The 23,920-nt window shown below is 71.8% G+C and carries 17 protein-coding genes; 2 read left to right on the top strand and 15 right to left on the bottom strand.

Translation table 11 applies throughout. From position 1 onward, the window contains the following. Positions 1–143: 143 nt before the first annotated feature. The 5 genes from ACZ6TI_RS13965 to ACZ6TI_RS13945 all read right to left on the bottom strand — a co-directional run bounded on the left by ACZ6TI_RS13965 (position 144) and on the right by ACZ6TI_RS13945 (position 6,881). Entirely contained in the window at positions 144–824 is a 681-nt protein-coding gene (locus ACZ6TI_RS13965) for an alpha/beta hydrolase (RefSeq protein ID WP_465345405.1), read from the bottom strand. Between the two features lie 73 nt (positions 825–897). Further along, positions 898–3,612, bottom strand: a complete 2,715-nt coding sequence (locus ACZ6TI_RS13960; protein WP_465345404.1) for an ATP-binding protein — start codon at positions 3,610–3,612, stop codon at positions 898–900. Next, complete coding sequence (locus ACZ6TI_RS13955; RefSeq protein ID WP_465345403.1) at positions 3,609–5,123, bottom strand: long-chain-fatty-acid--CoA ligase; 1,515 nt, start codon at positions 5,121–5,123, stop codon at positions 3,609–3,611. Before ACZ6TI_RS13955 ends, ACZ6TI_RS13960 begins: the two co-directional genes overlap by 4 nt. Before the next feature lie 229 nt (positions 5,124–5,352). After that, complete coding sequence (locus ACZ6TI_RS13950; RefSeq protein WP_465345402.1) at positions 5,353–6,348, bottom strand: hypothetical protein; 996 nt, start codon at positions 6,346–6,348, stop codon at positions 5,353–5,355. Between the two features lie 2 nt (positions 6,349–6,350). Then, positions 6,351–6,881 carry a SigE family RNA polymerase sigma factor gene (locus tag ACZ6TI_RS13945; protein WP_465345401.1) on the bottom strand — a complete coding sequence of 177 codons (531 nt, stop codon included), beginning with the start codon at positions 6,879–6,881 and terminating at the stop codon, positions 6,351–6,353. Positions 6,882–7,316: 435 nt separating this feature from the next. Here ACZ6TI_RS13945 and ACZ6TI_RS13940 point away from each other — a divergent pair, with 435 nt between their 5' ends. Then, complete coding sequence (locus ACZ6TI_RS13940; RefSeq protein WP_465345400.1) at positions 7,317–10,394, top strand: S8 family peptidase; 3,078 nt, start codon at positions 7,317–7,319, stop codon at positions 10,392–10,394. A gap of 212 nt (positions 10,395–10,606) precedes the next feature. On the opposite strand, the gene ACZ6TI_RS13935 is transcribed toward ACZ6TI_RS13940, so the two are convergent. Next, positions 10,607–11,239 carry a hypothetical protein gene (locus tag ACZ6TI_RS13935; protein ID WP_465345399.1) on the bottom strand — a complete coding sequence of 211 codons (633 nt, stop codon included), beginning with the start codon at positions 11,237–11,239 and terminating at the stop codon, positions 10,607–10,609. Then, entirely contained in the window at positions 11,227–13,860 is a 2,634-nt protein-coding gene (locus tag ACZ6TI_RS13930; protein WP_465345398.1) for a TerD family protein, read from the bottom strand. The genes ACZ6TI_RS13935 and ACZ6TI_RS13930 overlap by 13 nt, the downstream gene beginning before the upstream one ends. A gap of 77 nt (positions 13,861–13,937) precedes the next feature. On the opposite strand from ACZ6TI_RS13930, the gene ACZ6TI_RS13925 reads away from it, so the two are divergent. Next, positions 13,938–15,383 carry a DUF6892 domain-containing protein gene (locus ACZ6TI_RS13925; protein ID WP_465345397.1) on the top strand — a complete coding sequence of 482 codons (1,446 nt, stop codon included), beginning with the start codon at positions 13,938–13,940 and terminating at the stop codon, positions 15,381–15,383. A gap of 269 nt (positions 15,384–15,652) precedes the next feature. Here the strand turns inward: ACZ6TI_RS13925 and ACZ6TI_RS13920 are convergent, their stop codons facing one another. The 8 genes from ACZ6TI_RS13920 to ACZ6TI_RS13885 are packed head-to-tail and all read right to left on the bottom strand — an operon-like array spanning position 15,653 to position 23,915. After that, positions 15,653–16,237, bottom strand: coding sequence for a hypothetical protein (locus ACZ6TI_RS13920; protein WP_465345396.1), 585 nt, complete (start codon positions 16,235–16,237; stop codon positions 15,653–15,655). Between the two features lie 5 nt (positions 16,238–16,242). Continuing rightward, on the bottom strand, positions 16,243–16,926 hold the full coding sequence (locus ACZ6TI_RS13915; protein ID WP_465345395.1) for a hypothetical protein: 684 nt from the start codon (positions 16,924–16,926) through the stop codon (positions 16,243–16,245). A 25-nt stretch (positions 16,927–16,951) separates the two neighbouring features. Continuing rightward, positions 16,952–18,181 (bottom strand): MCE family protein, encoded by a 1,230-nt coding sequence (locus ACZ6TI_RS13910; protein WP_465345394.1) that lies wholly within the window; start codon positions 18,179–18,181, stop codon positions 16,952–16,954. After that, the gene (locus tag ACZ6TI_RS13905; protein ID WP_465345393.1) at positions 18,178–19,407 is read right to left on the bottom strand and encodes an MCE family protein; all 1,230 of its coding nucleotides are present in this window, start codon (positions 19,405–19,407) and stop codon (positions 18,178–18,180) included. The genes ACZ6TI_RS13910 and ACZ6TI_RS13905 overlap by 4 nt, the downstream gene beginning before the upstream one ends. Then, the gene (locus tag ACZ6TI_RS13900) at positions 19,404–20,597 is read right to left on the bottom strand and encodes an MCE family protein (RefSeq protein WP_465345392.1); all 1,194 of its coding nucleotides are present in this window, start codon (positions 20,595–20,597) and stop codon (positions 19,404–19,406) included. Before ACZ6TI_RS13900 ends, ACZ6TI_RS13905 begins: the two co-directional genes overlap by 4 nt. Further along, on the bottom strand, positions 20,594–21,592 hold the full coding sequence (locus ACZ6TI_RS13895) for an MCE family protein (protein WP_465345391.1): 999 nt from the start codon (positions 21,590–21,592) through the stop codon (positions 20,594–20,596). Before ACZ6TI_RS13895 ends, ACZ6TI_RS13900 begins: the two co-directional genes overlap by 4 nt. Then, entirely contained in the window at positions 21,589–22,635 is a 1,047-nt protein-coding gene (locus ACZ6TI_RS13890; protein ID WP_465345390.1) for an MCE family protein, read from the bottom strand. Before ACZ6TI_RS13890 ends, ACZ6TI_RS13895 begins: the two co-directional genes overlap by 4 nt. Next, positions 22,632–23,915, bottom strand: coding sequence for an MCE family protein (locus ACZ6TI_RS13885; RefSeq protein WP_465345389.1), 1,284 nt, complete (start codon positions 23,913–23,915; stop codon positions 22,632–22,634). Before ACZ6TI_RS13885 ends, ACZ6TI_RS13890 begins: the two co-directional genes overlap by 4 nt. Between the last annotated feature and the right edge of the window lie 5 nt (positions 23,916–23,920).

The following is a 23,920-nucleotide window of genomic DNA, read 5'->3' as shown; positions in this document are numbered from 1 at the left end:
TCACCGACCTACACGTCCACCAAGCCAAGCCCCACCAACTGGCCGCGTGGATCCGCGGGCACTGATCCATGTCGGCGGTCGTTGGTCGTCCGTGTCGGGCTGGCGGCATCGCTGCTCGGATGCCGCCAGCGCGATGGGTGGAGTCAGCCGGCGGCCTGCTTGATCAGGTCAGCGACGGCCTGCGGCTGGGACAGGTAGACCGAGTGGCTGGCCGCGGTTTCCGCGACGGTGGCGCCGGCCCGTTCGGCCATGGCGCGCTGGGCGGGTGGGGGGATCATCCGGTCGTCGGTGGCGACCAGGTACCAGCTGGGCTTCTGCCGCCAGGCGGGCTCGGTGACCGCGCCGGCGAGAGCGTCGAGGCCCCACGGGACCTGGGAGTCGGCCATGAACTGTGCCTCGTCGGACGGTAGGTCGCCGGCGAAGGAGGCGGCGAACTTCTCGCGGTCGAGGAACAGGAAGCCGTCCTGCGGCGGGAGGATCGGCGGCACCGGCGCGCCGGGCGGCGGGTCGGCGATCAGTGTGTTGACCGACTCGCCCTTGTCCGGGGCGAACGCGGCGATGTAGACGAGCGCGGCGACGGCAGGATGGGTTCCGGCCGCGCTGATGACCGCACCGCCGTACGAGTGGCCGACCAGCACAGTAGGCCCGTCCTGTTGCTGCAGCACCCGGCGGGTGACCTCGGCGTCGCCGTCGAGCGACAGGGTCGGGTTCTGCACGACGGTGACGGCGAATCCGTCGCGGCGTAGCAGGTGGTAGACCTTCTGCCAACCGGAGCCGTCGACGAAGCCGCCGTGCACGAGGACGACGTTTCTCGCTGTTGCCATGGTTTTCTCCCGTTCCGTTCGATGAGCGGATCTAGGGATGACGGTAGGAGCGGCGGCAGGGCGCGAGCCTCTGTCAAATGACCGGTCGATCAAGGCCGGCGAGCGCGTCGCGCAGCGCGGCCCGGGACGTGATCCCGAGCTTGGGGAAGATCTGGTACAGGTGGTAGCCGACCGTGCGGGCGGACAGGAACAGCCGTTCCCCGATCTGCTTGTTGGACAGTCCGGCCGCGGCCAGCTGGGCGATCTGCCATTGCTGCGCGGTGAGCCCGGCGTCGTGGGCGGGCCGGTCGCGGTGAACGCCGGTGGCGCGCAGCTCGTTCGCCGCCCGGATGGCCCATGGCTGGGCGCCGAGCTGGCCGAACGTGTCCGCCGCGGCGGTGAGGTGGGCGCGCGCCTCGGCCGGCGATCCGGTGCGCCGCAGGCGTTCGCCGTAGGCGAGGCGGATGCGGGCCAGATCGAAGGGCCACCTGTCGGCGTCCGGCGTGCGCAGCGCCCGTGCGAACAGGTCGGCGTGGTCGCTGTCGGCCGCGGCCATGGCGGCTGCGCCGGCGACGATGAGGGCCAGGCGGGGCGACAGCTCGTCGACGTGGGCCTGCCGGGCGGCGTCGACGTGGGCGACGGCCTCGGCGGGCCGGCCGGACCGGGCTGCCGCCTCGACCATCTCCATGATCAGCCACAGGGCGTTCGGCGCGTGGGAGGCCAGTCGTCCGGCCGGGCTGACCGCGCTCGCACACCGGTACGCGTCGTCGAAGTCGCCGTGGGACAGGGCGGTGATGGTCCGGACGTGCCAGGTGTACGCGGCCACGACGCCGATCCGGCGGGGCGCCGCCCAGCGGCTCATCTGCTCGGTCAGCGCGCGGCCGCTGGCGTGGTCGCCGCGGCTGGTGGCGACCAGGGCCCGCAGGAAGTGGCCGATCCAGCGCAGCAGCGAGTAGTCGTGCTTGTGGCTGAGCGCGAGGCCCTCGTCGGCGAGGGCCAGCACATCGTCCCACCGGCCGGTGAAATAGGCGTCGTTGCCGAGCAGGAACAGCGCCTCGATCGCGGAGGTCACCGCCCCGCCGTCCCGGCCGTGGCGCACGGCCCGCCACAGCGGCTCCCGGCAGCCGCCGATGCGGTCGAGATAGCTGGCGGCGATGGCGGTCCGCACGATGCGCGCCGGGCTGGTCTCCGTGCGCAGCCGCTCGATCGCGGCGTCCAGCCGGTCGAGCGCCGGATGGGCGAGCCGGACCGGGTCGCTGAAGGTACGGGAGAGGATCTCCAGCAGCTGCGGCGGTCGGGGTCGTAGCCGGGCAACCGCGGCGTGCAACGGCGGCCACAGCTGCTCGCGCCCGCCGAAGAACGACACCATGAGCAGGGTGTAGAGGGCCTCGATCAGCGTCTTGTCGTAGCCGTCGCCCGGATCCGGCAGGGCTTCGATCGCGCCGGTCAGCAGCCGGTACGCGTTGTCGACGTCGCCGGCCTCGTTGAGCAGGTGGTATGCGCCGGCCACCGCCCCGGCCAATGAGCCGCCGTGCTGGGGATCGGCACGGCGGGCGGCGTCCATCAGCGCGGGCACCTCCCGCAGGTCGCCGGTGACGATCGCGCCCAGGTAGGCGGCTTCGGCCAGACGGCTGGACCGGTCGGTGCCGGCCGGACTGAGGTCGGCGGCCCGCAACAGCTCGGTGATAGCGCCGACCGAGTCGCCGCGGAACAGGTTCGCGTGGGCGACCTGCTGCAACAGGGCGGCGACCTGCTCGTCCGGCCCGGTGCTCGCCTCCGCGAGGTGCCAGGCGCGGCGGGCGGGGTCGTCCCGGCGCCGCTCGGCGAGGATCTGGTGGGCGCGCCGGCGCTGCCCGGCGGTGGCAAGCTCCACGACGGCGGACCTGATCAGCGGATGCCGGAACGACAACCGGGCCGCGGCGCCGTCGACGGCGATCACCTGGGCCCGCTCGGCCGCCGCCAGGTCACCGGCCGGCAGGACGGTCAGGTCGCCGGTGCCGTCCAGGACGGCCAACAACAGCGCGTGCCGGGCCGGCTCCGGCAGGCCGCGTACGCGACCGGCGAACACGGTCTGCAGCCGCCGGGTCAGCGGCAGCGTGCCGCCGGTCCGGTCGGCGCCCTTGGATGCCAGAGCGACCGGCAGCTCCAGCAGCGCCAGCGGATTGCCCCGGGCCTCGTCCAACAACCGTCGCCGAGGGCGTAGGCCGAGCCTCGGGTACCGGCTGTCGAGCAAGGCTTCGGACGAGGCCTCGGACAGCGGCCGGAGCTCGTGCACGCGCAGGCCGGCGTCGTCGAACGAGCCCTCGTCACCGGTGCGCGCGGTGGCCAGGAAACCCACGGCGGTGCCGCCCGTGCGGCGGGCGACGAACCCGAAGACCTGCCCGCTGGCCTGATCCAGCCACGGGAGATCGTCGACGACGATGAGCACCGGGGTGATGGCGGCCGCCCGGGTGAGCAGCCGCAGCGCCGCATGGGAGATCATGATGCGGTCCGGGACCCCGCCGCCTTGCAGGCCGAGGGCGCTGCGCAGCGCCGTACGCGGCATCTCGTCCAATTCGTCGACGATTCCCAGCAGAGGAAACAGCAGCTGGTGCAGGCCGGCGAAGCTCACCCGCGCCTCGAACTGCGTGCCGGTGGCCCGCAGCAGACGAAGCCCGGCCGAGACCGCGTACGAACCGGCGTCCTCGACGAGCGCGGATTTGCCGACCCCCGCATCCCCCGAGATCAGCAGCGCGCCGCCACGCGCGGGAACCTCGTCGACGAAGGACCGGACCACCGCCCGATCGTCGTCGCGGCCCACCAGGCTCATCGCGGGCGCCGCTGGTCACGCAGCGCACGCTTGAGGACTTTACCCGCGGCCGAGACCGGCAGGGCGGCCACGAATTCGACGCTGCGTGGGATCTTGTACTCGGCCAGCCGCTCCCGGCAGAAGTCGCGCAGTTCGTCACCGGCGACGTCCGCTTCCGCGGCGCGTACCACGATCGCGTGGACCCGTTCGCCCCACAGCTCGTCCGGCAGCCCGATCACGGCACAGGCGGCCACCGCCGGATGCGCCGCCAGCGCGTTCTCCACCTCGACCGAGTAGACGTTCTCCCCACCCGTGACGATCATGTCCTTGAGGCGGTCGACGACGACCACGAAGCCGTGCTCGTCCATGCGTCCGACGTCGCCGGTGTGCATCCAGCCGTCCCGCAGTGCCGTGGCGGTCTCCTCCGGCAGCTGCCAGTAGCCGCGCATCACATGGTCGCCGTGCACGACGATCTCCCCGGCCGCACCCCGCGGCACCTCCACACCGTCGCCGTCGACGATGCGCACCCGCGCGTGCGGGGCAGCCCGCCCCGCGCAGCCCGCGAGCTCGGGCCGGTCGTGGTCCTCGGCAAGCAGCAGGGTCGCGACCGGCGCCAGCTCGGTCATCCCATACGCCTGAACGAAACCCACACCCGGGAACGCCTTGCGTGCCCGCGTCAGCAACGCCTCCGATATGGACGAACCGCCGTAGATCAGGCGGCGCAGACTCGACACGTCGAAACGATGCGCGTCCGGGTGGTCCACGAGAAGCTGAATCATTGTCGGCACCAGCAGCACGTCGGTCACCCGATGCCGCTCAACCGCCGCCAGCACGCCCTCGGCCGTGAATCCCGGCACCATCACGTGCGTGCTCGCGGTGAGCAGCCCGGCGATCCAGGTCGCGAGGTCGGCGAGGTGGAACATCGGCGCCGCGTGCAGCAGTCGGCCGCCCGGCGTGACGAACTGTCCCGTGGCGAGACTTCCCCAGGCCGACGCGAGCACGTTCGCGTGGGTCAACATGACGCCCTTGGCCCGGCCGGTGGTGCCGCCGGTGTAGAAGACACCGAAAAGATCCTCGCCACCGCGGCGGCTGTCGGCCATCGGCCGGTGGTCGGCGACCAACTCCTCGAAGGAGACGACATCGACCGGAACACGGTCCCCCATGACGACGGTGAGCGGCGGGTCCGCCAGCCCGTCGACGACGGCCACGAGACCCTCGTCGAAAATCAGGACGCGCGCGCCGCAGTCGTGCAACGCGAAACCGATCTCCGTGGCCGTCCAGCGGTGGTTGATCGGCGCCACGACGGCATCCGCCCAGGCGACCGCGAGCAGACACTCGTGGTAGCGATCCGAGTTCGTCCCTAGCAGCGCCACCCGGTCGCCGCGGCCGACCCCCGACGAGCGCAGCCCAGCGGCCAGACGCGCCACCCGGTCGGTGGACTCGGCGACCGACCGCACCCGATCCCCGAAAACCGTCAGCGGCCGCCGTTCATCCTGCTGCACCGCGGTGTGCAGCGCCTGGGTCAAATACATGCGGCGGCCCTCCCACCGCCAGCCTAGGACCGCCGTCAACGCACCCGACTTCCCGCTCGGGCGGCCCGCCACAGTCTGGCCTGTTGGACTGCGTCCCCTACGAGGTGCGGTCATGACCCGGCTTCGGCCCGTCGTCGACGCAGCAACTCAGCACCCATCGAGTAGGGCGGAAAGGCAGCTGACGATGGCAGGGCCGGGGGGACCGACCCTGCCATCGCTTTGATACGGGTCAGAATTTGCCCTGGGCGACGTCCGCGATGGTCACCCGGGTCACCTCGTAGTTGATGGTGAAATCACCGGCGGTGAACTTGATCGGCAAGCCGTTGTCGGCGTCGACCGTCAGGATCTCGTCGGTGCCTTCGTCGCTGGTGGTGGCCAGCGGACCGGCGGCAAGGGTGAGCACCGGCCGACCTCCGAGCGTGCTCTTGCCGACCTTGACCTCGGGCATCTGCCCGAGCAGCCTCAGAACTCCGGCGCGGACCGCCGGGCTGCCGGCGCCGTCCCGCAGCGCGCTCAGCGAGTTGTTCCAGACCAGATAGTCGGTCCGGTTGATCGGGTGATACGTGCCCTTGGTCAGCTTCAGCTTCTTCTTGGCCTCGGCCGACAGCGGCGGCGGCTGGGCGCCGGGAGCCTCGAAAGTCGGCTTGACCTTGGGATTCTTGGGAAGGTCGGCGACCGCCATCCGCTTCCGGGCCTCGTTCAGGTCGCCTTTGGCCGCGTACTCGGCCGCCGCGACCCCCTTCTTGCGCTCGGCCCCGCCTTCCTGCAGGCGCTTACCCTTCACCTGTGCCGGGAGGGCGCCGCGAGTCTTGGCGAAGTAGTAGTCCCCGTTGTCGGCGTGCAGGTCCCACACGTCGATCTTGGAGCCGTCCGCGAAAATCTGGTCCCGCAGCAGGAGCGTGGCATCGCCGGGGGGCGCTTCGGCGGTGGTGAGGTGGCCGACCAGTTGCAGCAGCGGAGCCTGCTCGGCCGCGCCGGACGTCGCCGGCTTCGGGGCGGCGAGGCCGGGCGCCGGAGCCTGGATCCCGGTGCCGCTGGTGGCCACGGCGACCGCCGCGACGGCGGCCACGGCGAAGGTGCCACCCGCGGTCGCGCGCCACGCCAGGCGGCGGCGCCGCAGCTGCCGTCCGCGGCTCTCGATCTGGTCGACGTCGGGCGCGTACGGCCGGTCCCCGACGATTCTGTTCATGGCCGCGCTCAGGCGGTCCTCGGTGTCGTATGACATGGTCAGATCTCTCCTCGGTGCAGAATGGACTTGAGCTTGATCAACGCCCGGCTCGTCTGGCTCTTGACGGTGCCTTCGCTGCACCCGAGGGCGGCGGCGGTCTCCCGCTCGCTGAGGCCTTCGAGATATCGCAGGACGACGGTCGCCCGCTGCCGTGCGGACAGCGACTGCAACGCCTGAAGCAGCTCAGCGCGGTTCACCACGCCGTCGGACATGTCGTCAACGGCGAAGTCGGCCAGGTTGACGTCGGGATGCGCGGTGGTGTGCCGGTTCCGGCGCCAGCTGCGGCGGGACTCGTTGATCAGGATGCGCCGCACGTACGCGGACGGGTTCTCGGCCTGTTGAACCTTGCGCCAGTGGCTGTAGGCCTTGGCCAGAGCCTCCTGCACCAGGTCGTCGGCCAGGTACCGGTCCCCGCACAGCAGGTACGCCGTGCGGTGTAACGATGCGGCGATCTCCTCGACGAAGAGCCGGAAGTCTTGCTCCGCGCCGTTCGCCGTCCCGGTCGGTCGGTGCTTCATCACGGTCGTCACACAGGGGAAGACAGATGTGCTGGCGCGAACGTTGTCAACGGGACCGCATTTTCCGGGCACAGATCGATCTCGACGACAACGTTCGCGCCAGCACGACTGTCTTCCCCAGTGCCACAACCGTAATGAACGCCCCAACCCCTAACGGAGGGTACTCATCCCATGCACTTGCGAAGACGTCCATTTTCGCTGCTGGTCGTAGGTACGACCGCTGTGCTCGCCGCGGGAACGGCGGTCGCGGTCGCCGGGACCGAGCCTTCGACGCCTGCAGCCGCACCGGTCCCGGCGTCCGTCAGACAGGCAGAGGAGAAGCCCGCCGTTGTCACTCTGATCACCGGTGACCGGGTAACGGTGTCCGCGAATGGCACCGCGTATGAGCGTGCGCCCGGCCGTGCCGGCATCAGGTCCGTAGGCTGGACCGCCGACGGTCATCAATACGTGGTTCCCACCGACGCGCTGCCGCTGATTCAGCAGGGTCGGCTGGACCCGCGGCTGTTCGATGTCACCATGCTGCGGGAGTTCGGCTATACCGGCGACACCGAATTGCCGGTGCTGGTGGCGTACCCGAAGACCGGTAAGAGTAAGGGGCCGGCGAGCGCGCGGGCTGCGATAGGCGCGACGGCTCGCCTCGACCGCGATCTCGCCGAGGTGGACCTGCTCGCGATGCGCCTGCCGCGCACCAAGCGAGCCGCACTGTGGACCAGCCTGACCAGCGGTACGGCTTCGGCTCGCGGGTTGCGCCCGGGCGTCGAGCGGGTCTATCTGGATGGCCGGCTCAAACCCGCCCTCGACGTCAGCGTTCGGCAAATCGGCGCGCCGGCGGCCTGGGAGCAGGGCCTGGACGGCACCGGCGTGACGGTGGCGGTGCTCGACTCCGGCATCGACGCCACTCACCCGGACTTCGCCGGCAAGATCGCGGCGAGCGAGAACTTCACCAGCGACCCCAGCACCGATGACCGGAGGGGGCACGGCACCCATGTCGCCTCGATCATCGCGGGAAACGGCGCTGGGTCGGACGGTAAGTACAAGGGCGTGGCGCCGGGTGCGAAGCTCGCCATCGGCAAGGTCTGCGGCGAGAGCGGTTATTGCGCGGAGTCGGACCTTCTGGCCGGCATGCAGTGGGCCGCGCAGACCGCCCCGGTTGTCAACATCAGTCTGAGCCAATACGACGACGCCGGCCTCGACCCAGTGGAGCAGGCGGTCGAGGACCTCACCGCAGAATACGGTGCCCTCTTCGTGATTGCGGCCGGCAACCGGGGCGCGCAGGGCAGCGGAACTGTCACCTCGCCGGCTACCGCGGACTCAGCACTGGCCGTCGGCGCGGTCGATGTTGACGATCAACTGGCCCTGTTCTCCGGTCAGGGCCCGCGCCAGGGCGACGGAGCGATCAAACCAGACATCACCGCCCCCGGCGTGAACATCACCGCGGCGCGGGCCACGAACGGCACGATCGGCGACCCGGCCCCCGACGGGTACGCGAACATGAGCGGCACCTCGATGGCCACCCCGCACGTGGCCGGCGCGGCCGCGATCGTCACCCAGCAGCACCCCGGCTGGACGGCGAGGCAGCGCAAGACGCTGCTCATGGGTGCCGCGAATCCGGCCGCGGGAACAGACGTGTTCGGCCAGGGCGCCGGACGCGTCGACGTGGCACGGGTAGTGCGTCAGACGGTGTCGGTCGACGAGGGCAGCATCAACTTCGGCCAGCAGTCATGGCCGCACGACGACGACGCACCGATCACCAAGACCCTCACCTACCGCAACGGCGGGACCGAGCCGGTCACCCTGACGATCGTAGTCGAGGGTGACACAGGCATCTTCTCACTGGCAGCGACCCGCCTCACGGTGACGGCCGGCGGCACCGCGACGACCACGGTCACCGCCGACACCAGCGGCGCGGGCACGGACGGGTTCAAGAGTGGCTGGGTCGTGGCCACCGCGCCCAGCGATGTCCGGATCGTGACACCGATCGTGGTCAACCGCGACGTGGAGAAATACAACGTCACGCTCCGCCACGTCGGCCGGGACGGCCAGCCCAACCTCGAGCATTGGGCCGCACTCATGCCGCTGAGCTACCGAGGCTATTCCGCCGAATTCTTCGATTACGAGTCGGAGCAAACGGTTCTGGTGCCCAAGGGAACGTACGGCCTCGGCAGCCTGATCTACGAGGCCGCCGGCTCCACCTTGCTGGCGCAGACCGAACTGGTCGTCGACCGCGACAAGACGATCACTCTGGACGCCAGACGGGGCCGGCCGGTGAAGATCACGCCTCCCCGTGCGGACGCCCGGCAGGCCAGCGCCTCGGTGAGCGCGCGTTGGATCAGCGACGCAGGTCAGATGGGTTTCACGGCAGACTCGGCAGCGCCGGGCGACCTGTTCACCGCGCAGATCGGCTCCAACCGGAGACCCGACGGGTTCTTCGGCTCTGTCAGCAGCGTGTTCGCGCAGTGGAAGAACGACGCCGAAGGCTTCCGCGACAGCCCGTACACCTACGGAACCGCATACTTCCGCAATGGTGATTTCTACACCGGATTCGACAAGAAGATCGACGCTGCGAAGCTGGCCGTAGTGAAGACCCGGTACGCCCGCGACGTGGAGGGTGCAACCGGCGAAACGTACCATTGGCCCACCCTGAACCGACTGTCCGGTTCGACCGTCGGCCTGCCGATCTCGTTGCCGTTCGAACGCACCGAATACCTCAACACCGACGGCGGGGCCACCTGGCAGAGCACATTCGAGCAGGAGATACAAACCGACCCGGAGTCTTTCCCGGAGACGTTCACCCACGCGTCCGGGCCAAAGCGGCAACTCCAGGCCAAGGCCTACCACGAGGACTGGAACCGCGGAGTGTTCGCGCCCTCGGTGGTCGGCGAGCTCGGTCTCGATCCAGCGGGCCCGGTCCGCAAGAAGAACATGATCGAGGTCTTCGTCCCGCTGTTCAGCGACGGCTCCGGGCACCTGAGCCGGTGCGGTCCCACCTACGACTCGTCCAGTTGCGGGCCTGCGGACACCGTACGGACCGCCCTCTACGCCGGCGACACGCTCCTCGGCGCGGCGAACGCCAGCAGCGGCGTGTTCGAGGTACCCGCCGAGCGAAAGGACTACCGGCTGGAGATGTCCGCCACCCGGTCCGCGCCGTTCCGGTTGAGCACCTCGGTCAGCGGTGTGTGGACCTTCTCCTCCGCGAGCGGCGACACCGTCCTGCCCCTGTCCACTGTGCGGTTCAGTCCGCGCCTGGACGACCACAACAACGCACCGCCAGGCAAGTTCACCATCCCGGTCACCGTCGAACGAGCTACCGCCTCAGCTGCCACCGCCAACCGTGCGCTCACCGCCGAGTTCTCCACCGACGACGGTAAGACGTGGCAGCCGGCCACGGTCAGAGGCACTGGCGACCGGCGGACCTTGCGCATCACCAACCCGGCGGGCGGCTTCGTGTCGCTGCGCGTCAACGTCACGGACACCGCGGGCAACACCGCCGCGGTAACCGTGATCCGGGCCTACGCGACTAAATGATCCACCGGGGCGGGTGTGCCAGGCCCGGCGCACCCGCCCCGGGATCGGCCGACGGCCGCTATCCACGGGCAGCGGCCGCAGGGAAACGAGGCGTCATCCACGCGGCGCTCGGGTGCGTAGTGGCAACGAGGATCCGGATACGGCGGCTGGCGTGCTCAATGACCCGAGAATGCGTCTTACCAGGACCGGCGCAATACTCGGCAGGTGCCGGGCTACGAACCGCTGCGGGCGAACGGTGAGCGGTGCATCTCCGGCGGCCAGTACCGGCTCGGCAGGATCATGTTGGACGTGGTCCGCTTCGGGTCGATGAGCAGCGGAAACAGCGAGTGGTTCAGGTAGCCGCCCGGCATGTGGGCACGGACCACGATGGTGCTCGTCAGATATACGTGACGCGCCCCGGCGAAGGCCTCCGGCACGGGCAGCCGCACGGTCGGCACGCGTTCCGCGCCAAGCTCGTCGGCGACCTCCTGATGGGCCCGGTCCGCCTGCGGCATGCGCTTGAGCGAGAACATCTCCTCGCCGATGGTCATCAGTCGCCGCGGTGTGGCGTCCATCGCCGGATCGAGGCTGAAGATCACGGAGGCCGGGTGGTCGTGGTCGCCCGGCTCGTGGAGCAGCTTGTTGGCCTGCACGGCGTAGCCCCACACGATCCGGCCGTCCCGGCACAGCGCGGCCTGGTCGGCCAGGATCTGGCGGTAGAAGGAGATCTTCGGCTGATGGTCGGTCACGAAGTGCGGCGGCTGGATCGTCAGGTATTCGGTGGTCCGCGCGTCCGGGAACGACCGGGGCGCCGGCCCGAACATGTCCCGGCACGCCTGCAACCGGGCCCGCATCATGCCGACCATCCCGCACTCCCGTGGAACGTCTGACTGGGTAGCCGCAGCACCACGGTGCCCGCCTCGGTGACCGCCGCGAGCCGCGTCGGACCCGGCTGGGGAGCCCACGCCACGCCGTACGCCGGCGATCCCAGGTCGATCCGATGGGGCAGGTCGTATCCGGCGGTGCGGAACGCGACGTTGTGCGCGGCGTCCACCCGTGTGCCGGTCGCCGGGTCCCACAGCCGCACGGTGCCGTCGCTGCTGGCGCTGGCGAGCACGGCCAGGGGCCCGGCCGACCCCGGCAGCCGGCCGAGCGACAGCCCCCATACCGGGCCGGTGTGCCCGGTCAGCGGTGCGCCGAACGGCTCACCGGTCAGCGCGTCCCACCGCCAGATCGTGTTGTCGTCGCTGCCGGCGGCGATCACGCACCGGCCCGCGACCTCGCCCATGACAATCGAACGGATCCGCGCGGCAGGCCCGCGCAGCGGCTGATACAGGGCCTCCCGTCCGATCAGGTCGAAGACCCCGATTCGACGCTTCCGTTCGGTGGCGATGAACACGTACACCAGTCTGCCGTCGGGCAGCGTTCCGGTCAGGCACGGCGGTTTCCAGTTCGGGTTCGCGTCGCCGGCCTGGCGCAGATTGTCCGGCGCCCATGCCCGCTGACCGTCCGCTCCGGCGGTGAGCAGCGCCGGCTCGCTGCCCACCAGTTCGAACCGTACGTCGACGACCGCCTCGGTGTGCCCGGTCAGCGGCGGCGCGAGCGGGGCGCCCGTGTCCGGATCCCACAGCCGCACCGTGCCGTCCTGGCCGCCGGTGGCCAGGAACGGGCGCGCGCGTCGGACGCCGTAGCCCACCGCGTACACGTCGCCGGTGTGCGTTGCCGGCGTGACCCGGGAGTCGAGATCCAGCCGGCGCACCCCGTCCCGCCCGTGCGCCAGCACGGTCCGGCCCTCGACGCGGCCGACGGCGAGGCTGGTGACCGCGGCGGTGTGCCGGATCGGCGCGCCGAGGGCGGCGCCGCCGGCCGGATCCCACAGCCGCACCATGTTGTCGGCGCCGCCGCTGACCAGGATCGGCCGGCCGGCCACCTCGGTCAGGGCCAGGGTCAGGACCGCGTCGGCGTGCCCGGCCAGCGGCGAGCCGGCGGGTTGCCCGGTGTCGGCGTGGTGAATCCGGATCAGTTGCCCGTCGGCGGAGACGATCACCGGCCGGCCGGCGACCTCGCCGCACGCCAACGCGGACACCCGACCGCCGTCGCGGTGCAGGTGCCCGACCGACTGCCCGGTGAGCAGATCCCACACCGCCACCACCCCGTCGTCGCCGCCGGACACGACGACGGGTCGGCCGCCGACGGCGATGACGGCCAGCGCCCGGATCCGCCCGGTGTGCCCGCCGATCGGCTCGCCGACCGGCCCGCCGGTGGCCAGATTCCACCGCCGGATGACGCCGTCGGCGCCGCCGGAGACGAGCAGGGTTTGGCCGCTCAGGTCGCCGACGGCCAGCGCGCGCACTGGCCCGCGATGCCCGCCGAGCGGGCCGCCGAGCGGGGTGCCGCTTGCCGGGTCCCACACCCGCAGCGTCCCGGCCAGGTCCCCGGTGACGATCACGGACCGGCCGTCGACCTCGGCGAACGCGAGCGCCAGCACCCCTTCGGCGCCAGGGCCGAGGTGACCAGCGCGGTCGAAGCCGAGCGGCGCCCCGGTGGCCGCGTCCCACACGTGGACCCCGCCGACCCCGCCGCCGTCGCGGATGACGGTGTGCGCGATCGCCGCCACCAGCGGTCGGCCGTCGACCTGGCCGAACGCCAGCGCCCCGACGTGCCCGACCGGGCCGTGGAGGGCGGTATCGGGCAGCGGGCCGCGCCACACCGCCCAGTCCGCCATCCAGGCCAGGCGCCGGCCGGTCGTGGCCGCCGTCGCGGCGATCGCGTCCGCCAGCCCGTCGGCGCCCGCGCACCGTGCGGCGAGGTGCAGGTACGCCGGATGGTGTTCCTCCGGTACTTCAGCGACCCGATCCTTGACCTGGCGATACACGCCCGTGACGGCGTCGCCGGCCGGGTCGCGCGGCTGCGTCGGCGCCCCGCCGAGGATCCGCGCCACCGCACGTCCCGCGTCGGCCACCGAGCTGTCGGCCGCAGCCTCTTCGAACGGGGACACCTCGAAATAGTGGTCCTCGAGCAACCCGGCGAGCCCGTCGGCGTACCCGTCGCCGTCGGTGTGCATCCGCCACCGGCCATCGGTGCGGTACAGGTCGAACACGTCCACGGCGTACTCCGTGGTGAGCCAGGTCAGCGCGAACCCGGCGACCTGGACCCCGCGGTGGTCGGCGACGCGCACCACCGGCGCCGGCAGCTTGCCGAACGGCGGGCCGTCGGTCGGCAGGTCCACGGCCACCATGATCTTGTTAACCTCGGCCGGCAGCCAGTCCAGGTCGATCTCCAACCGCCAGGGCTCACCCGGCGACGGCCGACGGCTGCGCACCCCCGGCGCCTGCGACCCCCGTACGCCGCCGTGAGCCAACTCTTGGCGACGGGTCCGCCGGAAGGTCAGGGCACTCAGCGCCGCGCCGGGCGGGCCGTCCACTGTCACCTCGAGCCGGCGGGCGGGCGGCTCGTAGTGGCTCCCTCGGGACAGATCAATGGGCACGACAACAACTACGCAGCAACGACAGGTACCGTTCACCACCCTCCCGAATTGGCGGATCTCGACGTAGCATCCGGCGGATGATCCCTACCGTTGAGGGCGCGGCGACGAAGCTGCGGTCCACCGAGCCGGCGACCCGAATCGACGGCGCGCGCGCCCTGGCCGACCTGGTCCGCGCCCACGGCCTGGACGCGCTGCCCGCGCTGCTCGCCTCCATCGACGCGGCCGCCACCGAGTTTCCTGGCGAGGGCAGGCAACCCGTCAAGGACCAGCCCCGCCCGTACGCGCTGTACGAGCCGCTGCACGAAGGGTGGCGGGCCGCCGCGACGGGTGACGCCGAGGTGGCCCACGAGTGGTACGCGGCGCTGCTGGACCGGGTCGAGTCGGCCGACCCGACGACCACCGCGCGGTTGCTGCACGTGCTGACCCAGGACCCGTGGACCAGCCCGAGCGGCCAGGGCTCGCCGTACGGCCCGTTGCTGGCGCCCCACGCCCAGCGGATGCTCGGGTTGCTGCGCCGGTTCGCGGAGGCGGGGATGATCGAAGCCTCGGCGCGCCTGCTGTTGGCGGTCCGCCAGCAGGCGACCCGGCAGGACCCGATCATGGCGGAGTTGGCCGAGCTGGCCCCGGCCCTACTCGCCCTGGACGCCGCCGGCGACCCGGACGACATGATCGAGCTGATCCTCGAGCGGCACCCCGACCCGCTCGGCGGGCTGGCCGCGCTGCTCGGCGCGCTGCCGCACTCGGGCCGCAACGGCCGGGCCGACTATCCGGCCGAGGTGCGGACGCTGCTGGTCACCACCGGCCGGGTGGACCTGCCGGCGCTGGCCGCCCGGCTGCGCCCGCACGCCGAGCGCTGGACCGACGAACAGCTACACATGTTCGTCGAGGACGTGCTGTTCGACACCGATGAGGGCCTGTCGACGGCGGACGCCAACGACCGGCCGCCGCTGGCGGTGGCGCTGCGCCGAGCCCCCGCCACCCGGGCGATCCCGGAGATGCTGCTCGGCCTCGGCCGGAGCACCTCCGTGCTGCGCAGGCTGGCGACGACGCTGGCCGACGCGCTCACACCGATGCCGGCCGCCGAGCCGCCCCGCGACCCAGGGGTGGAGTTCGCCGACGACAACTTCAAGTTCGTCGTCATCAACCACCTCATGTACGAGAGGTCGGTACTCACCCCGGAGTTCGACCGGGACGAGTTCCTCAAGAACTTCGACGCGTACGAGATCGAGGACAACGGATACTGCGAGGAGGTCGCCGACTGGTTCCGGGCGCTGCCGCTGACGCCGGCGCACCTGGCGCTGGTCACCGAGCTGGACATTGACGCGACCCTGGAGATCTGGTCGCAGATCGACGAAGGTTGGGGCGGCGAGGAGGACTACTTCAACCCGGAGACGTACGTCGACGTGGCGCTCCTGCCAAACCTGGAAAAGATCATGGTCGACTGCATGTCCGACGAGGACACCGACCTGTCGGCCCTGACCGCGCTGCGCCAACGCGGCGTCCAGGTGACGATCGAGGACTGATCAGAGGGTGGTCCGAGAAACTCACTTTTCAGGTCGAAGTAGCTAGCTGTAGCGACCAGGACCGTTGTTGACGCGGCTGATGGGTGGCTGGCCTCCGAAGCACCTCGACGCCGGGAATGACCGGTCGTGTCCCGGCGTCGAGGCGACGGGGGACACCCTGAGTTCCGGGACCGAGAACCACAACTCAAACTGCGGACGTTGGCGCCCGAACCTGAGCATAACGGCCGGGGCCCGTGCGACCGGAGTTCCGCCGCGGAGCTTCATTCTGGTCAGACCGCGGCGGCGGCGGCGACCTTCCAGCTGCCGCCGTCCCGGCGCATGGTGAGCACGACGCGGTTCTGATCCACCTTCTCACCGCTGATCTTGGCGTTGCGGCGGTACTGGTTGAGATAGACCAGCACGGTCACGGTCTCGCCGGAGATGTCCTCTACGCCGACTGCCGAGACTTGCGCCTGCACGATCGCTTGTTCGCTGGTGGCGAGTGGTTTGAGCCCGGCGGTCATCTTGACGTATTCGCCGGCGAACTGTCCGGTGGTGTAGCGGCTGCCGTTGGCCACGGCGGCGTCGAAACTGCGGTAGTCGTAGGAGAAGATCGCTTGCGCGGCGGTGCTGGCGTCGGTGAGGCAGGACCGGGCGGCCGCGGCCCGGGCGGCGGTGGCGTCGCGTTGTTGCCAGGCCCAGCCGCCGGCGCCGGCGGCGAGCAGCAGGGCGACGGCGAGGATCAGGGCCAGCCGGCGTAGCCGCCGCACCGGTGCGGGGAGAGCGGCGCGATCCGGGCGGGGGGAGTCCGGTGACGGGCCGGACGGTTCCGCGGCGGTGCGGCGCGACGGAAGCCGGAGTGGGGGTTTTCTCATCGGCTTCATCCGACGAATTGGAGTTGGGAGACGAGCCAGCGATCACTGTGCTGGTCTCTGGCCAGACCGACCCGGATCCGGTAGTGCGACAGCCGCCCGTTGGGCGCGCCTTTGTTCTTGACCGTGGCGTCGACGGCGACCAGGATGACGGCGCTGCGGGTGTCCCCGGAGACCAGCCCGGTGCGTAGGACAGTGCCCTGAGCGGCGACCTTGTTCTCCACGACGGCGGTGCGCACCTGGGCGGCGCCGCGGGTGAACTCCTCCCGGAAGTCGCCGGTGGCGCTGCCGGCGATCCGCTCGATGTCGTTGTCCACGGTGGCCGCACTGATCGACAGGAAGTCGACGGCGGCTTGCCGCGCGGCGGCCAGCGCCTGCTGGTGGGCGGTTTCGACCTGCCGCTTGTCGCGCAGGTCGCGTCCGATCAGCCCGGCGCCCACCAGGACGGCCGCGAGCAGCACACACAGGGCGGCGACCACCCGCCGCCACCGCCGGATCAGCCGGGCGGAGGCCGACGGATCCGCAGGGGACACGGGGGTCGCGCCGGTCGCGGGCGTGGGCTGCGGCGGTGCGTCTGACCGGGAGAGCAGCGTGGCGCCTCGGCGTGTCGCCGTGCGCCGCCGGACGCTGCGCGACACGGCCGGCCGCGCGGCGGCGGCGCCGCGTCCGGCGCCGGATTCCGGTTCTGCCATGGCTACCCTTCCATCGGGGCCGGTCTCAGGGTGCGAGACCGGCGAGAAGAAGCTGCTTCCAGGACTGGGCTCCGGCCGTCGCGTACTGGCCGCCGGTGCCGCCGAACTGCATCGGTTGCCCATCCGTGCCGGTGACCAGGCCGGTGCCCGGGTCGTACCCGGCGACCGCGGGCGCCGGCTCGGCGGCCGGCCCCGGCGAGCGCGCGCCGGGCCGGGGCGCATTGCGCTCGCTGCGTACTCCTGACCCGGCCGCCAGTTCGGCGTCGGTGCAGGTCTGCCGCCCCGTTTGGCGGTACTGGCAGGGTGGCGGATCGTTGAGGTTGACCACGAGTCCGAAGTGCACGGTGCCGTCGCCGGGCGCCACCGTGAAGCCGCCGGCCACCACGACCGGGTAGGTCACCAGGATCTGCTCGATGCCGGGCAGCCGGCGTACGGCGACGTCGTTGACCGTGATCAGGTTTCCCAGCAGCGTGCCCACCGTGGGGTCCAGGCCCCGCAGCAGCGCGGTCAGCTCGGTGGCCGCGGGCGGCCCCGCGGTCAGCAGCCGGCGCAGGTCCGGATCGGAGGCGCGCAGCGTGCCGCTGAGCCGGGCCAGCGCGGACGCCCAGCGGCGCAGTTGCGCCGACTGCTCGGCCTGGGTGGTCAGCACGGGTTCCGCGTCGTCGATGAGGGCCAGCGTCTGCGGCAGATACCTCTCGCCGCTGTCCAGCAGCGCGTCGGAGGAGTCGAGCAACACCTGCAGCGCCTCGGTGTTGCCCTCGAACGCGATGCCCAGCTCGGTGATCACCACGTTGAGGTTCTGTCCGTCGACCGAGCGCACCAGCTGGTCCAGGTTGGCCAGCAGCACCTCCACCGGCAGCGGGGTGCCGGTCCGGGCGGCCGGGATCACCGAGCCGTCGCGCAGGTACGGGCCGGTGTCGCGTTCCGGGCGCAGGTCCACGTACTGTTCGCCGACGGCCGAGCGCAATCCCACCACCGCGCGCAGGTCGGCGGGCACCCGGACGTCCCGGGGCAGGGTCAGGTCGACCCGCACGCCGGCGGCGGTGAGCCGGACGTCGGTGACTCGGCCGGCCGGCAGGCCACGGTAGGTGACCGGGGCGTTGACGAAGATCCCGCCGCCGCGCGCGAAGTCGGCGTGCACCACGTACTCCCGCCGGCCGAGACCCACGTAGGTGAGCCCGACGTAGCTGATGCCGAGAGCGCTGACCAGCAGGAACGCCAGCACCTGAAGCTTGGCCAGCCGGGTGAGGATCATGGCGGATCACATCCGGTGAGCAGGCCGATCGGCCCGCAGTCGCGGGTGGGCAGCGGCAACGGCAGTTCCGGCAGCCCGGGGAGCCCGGGGAGGCTGACCGAAATGCTGGGCAGCGGCACGCCGGGCACCTCCGGAAGGCCCGGCACGCCCGGCACGCCCGGCAGGCCGGGGATCGGCGGTGTGGCGGTCGGGGCGGGCGCCGATGGGGTGGCCGGCGTCCCGGGAGCGTCGGGAGACGCCGGGACCGACGGCTCCATCGCGCCGGTGTCCGGGTCGACCAGGAGGTTGGACAGCACCAGGGCGGCGTCCAGGTCCAGCGTCGCGTACAGGTTGACGAAGTTCGCCGAGATCGCGCCGCGCACGTTCGGCGGGAACGGGTAGGCGAGCATGAAGTTCAGCGCGTCCGGCAGGTCGTCGCCGGCGCGGACCAGCTGGGTCAGGATCGGCCGCAGGTCGGCGAGGGTGGCCAGGGTGGCGTCCCGGCTGGCGTTGACCACGCGGGTGCCCACGGTGGACAGCTCGCTCAGCGCGGTCAGCGCGTCGGTGAGCTGTTCCCGCTGGCCGGCCAGCACGTGCAGGCCCGGGTCCAGCGTGTCCAGGGCGGCGCCGATGGTCTGCCGCTGGGCGGCGAGCCGCCCGGACAGCGCGTCCAGCGCGTCGATCGCCCGGGTGATGTCGGCCTTCTGCGCGTCCAGCCCGCCGATGAACGTGTCCAATTGCTTCAACAGGTCGACGACCGCGGCGGAACGGCCCTGCAGCGCCTTGCCCAGTTCCACGTTGATGGTGCGCAGCTGGGCGAGCCCGCCGTTGTTCAGCAGCAGGCCGAGGGCGGCCAGCACCTCTTCCACCTCGGCGGTGCGGGTGGTGCGTTCCAGCGGGATGAGCGCGCCGCCCGCCAGGCTGCCGTGCGCGGGCTCGCCGACCGGCGACGCGAGCGAGACGAACTTCTCGCCGAGCAGGCTGCTCTGGCGCAGCTCGGCGGTGGCGTTGGCGGGCAGCCGCACGCCCCGGTCGACGCGCATCCGGACCCGGGCCCGCCACCCTTCGGCCAGCCAGATCTTCTGCACGCTGCCCACGGCGACGTCGTTGACCCGCACCGCGGCCCGGGGCACCAGGTCGAGCACGTCGGCGAACTCGGCGGTCACCTCGTAGGAATCCTCGCCCGCGGCGCAACCGCCGGTGGCCGCCACGATCAGCAGGACCGCTGCCAGCACGCGGGCCCTCATGGTTTCCTCCTCGGCAGGATGCCGCCCAGCGTGGGGTCGCTGGAGGACGTGGCCGCGGCCGCGGTGGGTGGCTTCTTCGTCACTGCCGGCGCCGGGGGCAGCCCGATCAGCCTGCGCAGGGCGTCCGGCAGCGGCAGCCCGCGCTTGTCCAGGTCGTACGCCAGGGCCCGGCAGACCTCCGGCACCTGCGCCACCGGCACCAGTCCGGCCAGCAGCGAGCACACGTAGGTGGCCGGGCCGTTCGGGCCGAGGGCATCGTCGCGGGTGTCGAGGGTGCCCGATCTCGGGTTGTAGGCCAGGTTCAGGTTCGACAGCGCCAGCGGGGCCACGTCGAGCACCTCGGTCAGCGCCTGCTGCTGGCGGACCAGCACGGTGGTCACGTCGGTGAGCGCGGCCACGTCCTGGATCAGCAGCTCCCGGTTCTCCCGGATGAACGTGCCCACCTGCGCCAGCGCGACGGACAGGCTGCGCAGGGTCGCGGCCAGCTCGGGGCCTTCGGCGGCCAGCTGCTCGCCGGCGTCGGCCAGCCGGTTGTTGAACTGCCGCACCAGCCGGTCGCTCTCGGCGAGCATGGTGGTGAACTGCTGCAGGTCGGCGACCGTGCCGAAGAGGTCGTCGCGCCCCTCGGCCAGGGTCGCCAGCGTCCGGCTCGCGCCGTCCAGGGTGTCGTGCAGCTCCTGCCCGTTGCCGTCGAGGTTGGCGGCGCCGGTGTCGATCAGGTCGCGCAGCGCGCCGTCGCGGTTGGCGCCGTCCGGGCCGAGCGCCCGGTTGAAGTCGTCCAGCGCCCGGTAGACCTCGTCCAGCTCCAGCGGCGCCGCGGTGCGGGAGGCGGGCAGGTCGGCGTTGTCCGGCAGCACCGGCCCGCCGGCGTACGCGGGACTCAGCTGCACGTACCGGTCGCTGACCACGCTGGGCGGGATGATCAACGCCTGCACGTCGGCGGGGATCGGCTGGCCGGCGTCGTACTCCATCGCCACCCGCACTGTGCCGCCCTGCGGGGTGACCTCGGTGACCCGTCCGATGTGTACGCCCAGCACCCGCACGTCGGAGCCGGCCGCGATGCCGACCACGCTGGTGAAGTGCGCGACCAGCCGGCGGGCCGGCGTCCGGTTCCCGAGCACGACGAAACCGGTCACGCCGGCCAGCACCAGCACGAGCACCGCGGCCGTCAGCCGTCGCCGGGCGCTCATCGCACCGGCCCCGGCTGGAACGGCTGGACCAGCCCGTCGAGGTACGAGTCGAACCAGCGCCCGTTGCCCAGCACGTTGGTGAACGCCTGTAGGAACGGCGCCATCGTCTCGATCGTGTCGCTGAGGTTGTCCCGGTTGCGTTGCAGCACGGTCAGGGCGCCCCGCAGCTCGCGCAGCGCCGGCGTCAGCCGGGCCCGATTGTCGGTGACCAGGCCGGACAACTGGTTGGCCAGCGCGGTGGTGGTGACCAGCAGCTGGTGGACGGCGTCCCGCCGCTTGATCACCTCGGCGAGCAGCAGGTCGCCGTCCGCGATCAGCTTGCGGAACTCCTCGTCGCGCTGGGCGAGCACACCGCTCACCCCGTGGGCGTGGCGCAGCAGGTCGCGCAGCTGCGCGTCCCGGTCGGCCAAGGATCGGGTGAGCCGCGACAGCGCGTCCAGCGAGGTGCGGACGTTGTCCGGGGTGTCGGCGAACGCCTCGGACAGGGCGTTGAACGCGGTGGCCAGCTGTTTGGTGTCGATCTGCTGGAACGTGTCGGCCAGCCCGGTCACCGCCTGCACGACGTCGAACGGCGACGCGGTGCGCGACAGCGGGATCTGGCCGTCGTCGGGCATCCGCCCGGTGCCCTGCGGGGTCAGCGCCAGGAATTTCTGCCCGAGCACGGTCTTGATCCGGATGGTCGCGCCGGTTTCGTCGCCGAGGCGCACGCCGTCGTCGTCCACCGAGAAGGAGACTCGGACGTAGGTCGCGCCGGACGCGGCGGCCAGCTTCACCGCGGTCACCTTGCCGACCTTGACCCCGGCGACGCGGACCTCGTTGCCGGGCGCCAGGCCGCTCGCGTCCCGGAACGCAGCGTGATAGGTGGCCCCGCCGAACAGCCGGGTCAGATCCTCCAGGTGGAACGCGCCGTAGATCAGCAACACCGCCACGGCCAGCGCGACGGCGCCGATCGGCGCCGGGTTGCGCTCCCGCAGCGGTTTCCAGCGCCGGCTCATCGCGTGCCCGCCGTCCGGCACCGGGCCTGGTCGGAGCTGAACGGCCCGACCGTCCGGCTGCCCGCCACGGGCAGCACGATGTGCCCGTCGAAGTCGCAGAGGAAGAAGTTGAACCAGGAACCGTCCGAGGCAGTGCCGGTCAGATCGCGGAACTGCCCGGGCAGCCGGGTCAGGGTCTGATCCAGCACCGCCTGGTTGTCCGCCAGCGTGCCGCTGAGCCGGCCCAGCTGGTCGATGTCGGCGCGCAGGTCGGGCCGGGCGTCCCGGAGCAGCCCGGCGGTGGCGCTGGTGACGCCGGAGATGTTGGTGACCGCGTCGCCGATCGCGACCCGGTCGGCGGCCAGGCCGGAGACGAGCTGCTGAAGTGCGGCCACGCTCCCGGAGAGCTGGTCGCGGCGGTCGTCCAGGGTGGCCAGCACGGTGGTCAGGTTGGTGATCACCCGGTTGATCACCGCCTCCCGGTCGGCGAGGGCCGCGGTCAGCGAGGCGGTGTGGGCCAGCAGGCCGGAGACGGTGCCCGCCTCGCCTTGAAAGACCTGGATGATTTCGTACGCCAGGGTGTTGACGTCGTCCGGGCTCAGCGCGGTGAACAGCGGCCCGAACCCGTTGAACAGCACGGTCAGGTCCAGCGCCGGGGTGGTCTGCGCGAGCGGGATCAGCCCGTCACGCTCCAGGCCGGGCGCGCTGCCGGCCTGATGGGTCAGCGCCACATACCGCTGGCCGACCAGGTTGCGGTAGCGGATGGTGGCGTGCACGTTGGCCGGCACCGGGATGGACTCGTCCACGGTGAAGGCGAGTTCCGCGGTGCCGTCGCCGGCCAGCCGCACCGCGGAGACCCGGCCGACCTTGACCCCGGCGATGCGGACGTCGTCACCGGGAAGCACGGCGGTGACATCGGTGAACCGGGCCCGGTAGCCGGTGCCGCCGGCCGAGAACGCACCCAGCGCGCCGGCCAGCAGCCCGGTCAGCACGATGGTGACTGCGGCGAAGACGGACAGCTTGATCAGCGGGGACAGCACGTTGCGGGTCTGGATCGCGCTCATCGCCCGTTCACCACCGTGCCGCGCAGCACCGGGCCCCAGAACAGCGCCGCGGAATCGGGCACCAGCTCGGGCGCGCCGCCGGTGGTCTGGGCGACGAGCACGTCGATCACGCCGCGCTCCTCCGCGGTGCCGGCGTAGCCCATCGCCGCCGGCGCCATGCCGCCCTGGCCGCCGGCCGGTGGCGGGGCGGGCACGTTGCTGGGCGGCCGGGGCTCGTTGCCCGTCGAGCCGTCGCCGACGTCGCGCCCGTCGAACGGCACTCGCGGGTTCGGCAGGCCGTAGCATCGCGGGCCGCCGGTTGCGTCGTATCGCGGGTCGTCGCGTCCCGCCACGTACTTGCCGCCGTCGCGGGTGGCCTCCAGGGTGATGTGCATGCGGCCGTCGCGGAACACGTCCTCGATCCGCGGCTGGAGGGCGACCAGGCCGGCGAGCAGGCACGGGTATTCCGGGGCGTACGTCGCGAGCAGCCGCAGCACCGGCTCGCTGACCTTGCCCACCTGGATGATGCGGTCGCCGTGCCGGTCCAGGAAGCCGCTCCCATACTCCGCGGCGTCGGTGGTGTCGGCCAGCAACGCGGCCAGCTGCTCCCGCTGGGTGCTCACCGTGGTCATCGTGACGGTGGCGTTGCGCAGCAGGGTGATCAGATCGTCGGCGGAGCCGTCGTACGCCTCGAGCGTGTCGGCCAGCCGCGCCAGGTCGGTGCGCAGCGTGGGGACGTGCGGGTTGAGCCGGATCAAATAGCGGTCCAGCTGCTCCAGGTTGGCGCCCAGTTGATCGCCGCGGCCCTGCAACGCCCCGGCCAGCGCGCCCAGGGTGGCGGCCAGGTGATCGGGGGCGATGGTGCGCAGCAGCGGCAGGACGTCGTCCAGCACCCGCTCCAGCTCCAGCGCGCTGCTGCTGCGGTCCTGCCCGATCACCGCGCCGTCGTCAATCGGAGCGCCCGGATTCGGCGGGACCTGCAGCGCCACGTACCGCTCGCCGAACAGGGTCTTGGGCAGCAGCCGGGCGGTGACGCCGGCGGGCACCCAGCGGGTGCTGTCCGGCCGCAAGGCCAGCCGCAGCGTGGCGGCGTCGCCGTCGGCCGAGATGTCGCGCACCTCACCGACGATCACGTCGCGCACCTTGACGTCCGCGCCGGGATTGAGCTGCAGCCCGGTGTGGTCGGTGTGCAGGGTCACCCACACCACCGAGGTGAAGGTCTTCCGGTACACCAGGGCCGCCATGGTCGCCGCGGCGAGGAGCAGCAGGACGAACGCCAGACCGGCCAGCCGCAATCGCATCGCCG

This window comes from Actinoplanes sp. NPDC051388 (assembly GCF_055586225.1).
This window is presented reverse-complemented; position numbering and strand designations above follow the sequence as displayed.

What these genes read in the sequence shown, in the direction of transcription:
- ACZ6TI_RS13965 (WP_465345405.1), bottom strand. Translation starts at nt 824, where the DNA reads ATGGCAACAGCGAGAAACGTCGTCCTCGTGCACGGCGGCTTCGTCGAC.
- ACZ6TI_RS13960 (WP_465345404.1), bottom strand. Translation starts at nt 3,612, where the DNA reads ATGAGCCTGGTGGGCCGCGACGACGATCGGGCGGTGGTCCGGTCCTTC.
- ACZ6TI_RS13955 (WP_465345403.1), bottom strand. Translation starts at nt 5,123, where the DNA reads ATGTATTTGACCCAGGCGCTGCACACCGCGGTGCAGCAGGATGAACGG.
- ACZ6TI_RS13950 (WP_465345402.1), bottom strand. Translation starts at nt 6,348, where the DNA reads ATGTCATACGACACCGAGGACCGCCTGAGCGCGGCCATGAACAGAATC.
- ACZ6TI_RS13935 (WP_465345399.1), bottom strand. Translation starts at nt 11,239, where the DNA reads ATGGTCGGCATGATGCGGGCCCGGTTGCAGGCGTGCCGGGACATGTTC.
- ACZ6TI_RS13925 (WP_465345397.1), top strand. Translation starts at nt 13,938, where the DNA reads ATGATCCCTACCGTTGAGGGCGCGGCGACGAAGCTGCGGTCCACCGAG.
- ACZ6TI_RS13920 (WP_465345396.1), bottom strand. Translation starts at nt 16,237, where the DNA reads ATGAGAAAACCCCCACTCCGGCTTCCGTCGCGCCGCACCGCCGCGGAA.
- ACZ6TI_RS13915 (WP_465345395.1), bottom strand. Translation starts at nt 16,926, where the DNA reads ATGGCAGAACCGGAATCCGGCGCCGGACGCGGCGCCGCCGCCGCGCGG.
- ACZ6TI_RS13910 (WP_465345394.1), bottom strand. Translation starts at nt 18,181, where the DNA reads ATGATCCTCACCCGGCTGGCCAAGCTTCAGGTGCTGGCGTTCCTGCTG.
- ACZ6TI_RS13905 (WP_465345393.1), bottom strand. Translation starts at nt 19,407, where the DNA reads ATGAGGGCCCGCGTGCTGGCAGCGGTCCTGCTGATCGTGGCGGCCACC.
- ACZ6TI_RS13900 (WP_465345392.1), bottom strand. Translation starts at nt 20,597, where the DNA reads ATGAGCGCCCGGCGACGGCTGACGGCCGCGGTGCTCGTGCTGGTGCTG.
- ACZ6TI_RS13895 (WP_465345391.1), bottom strand. Translation starts at nt 21,592, where the DNA reads ATGAGCCGGCGCTGGAAACCGCTGCGGGAGCGCAACCCGGCGCCGATC.
- ACZ6TI_RS13890 (WP_465345390.1), bottom strand. Translation starts at nt 22,635, where the DNA reads ATGAGCGCGATCCAGACCCGCAACGTGCTGTCCCCGCTGATCAAGCTG.
- ACZ6TI_RS13885 (WP_465345389.1), bottom strand. Translation starts at nt 23,915, where the DNA reads ATGCGATTGCGGCTGGCCGGTCTGGCGTTCGTCCTGCTGCTCCTCGCC.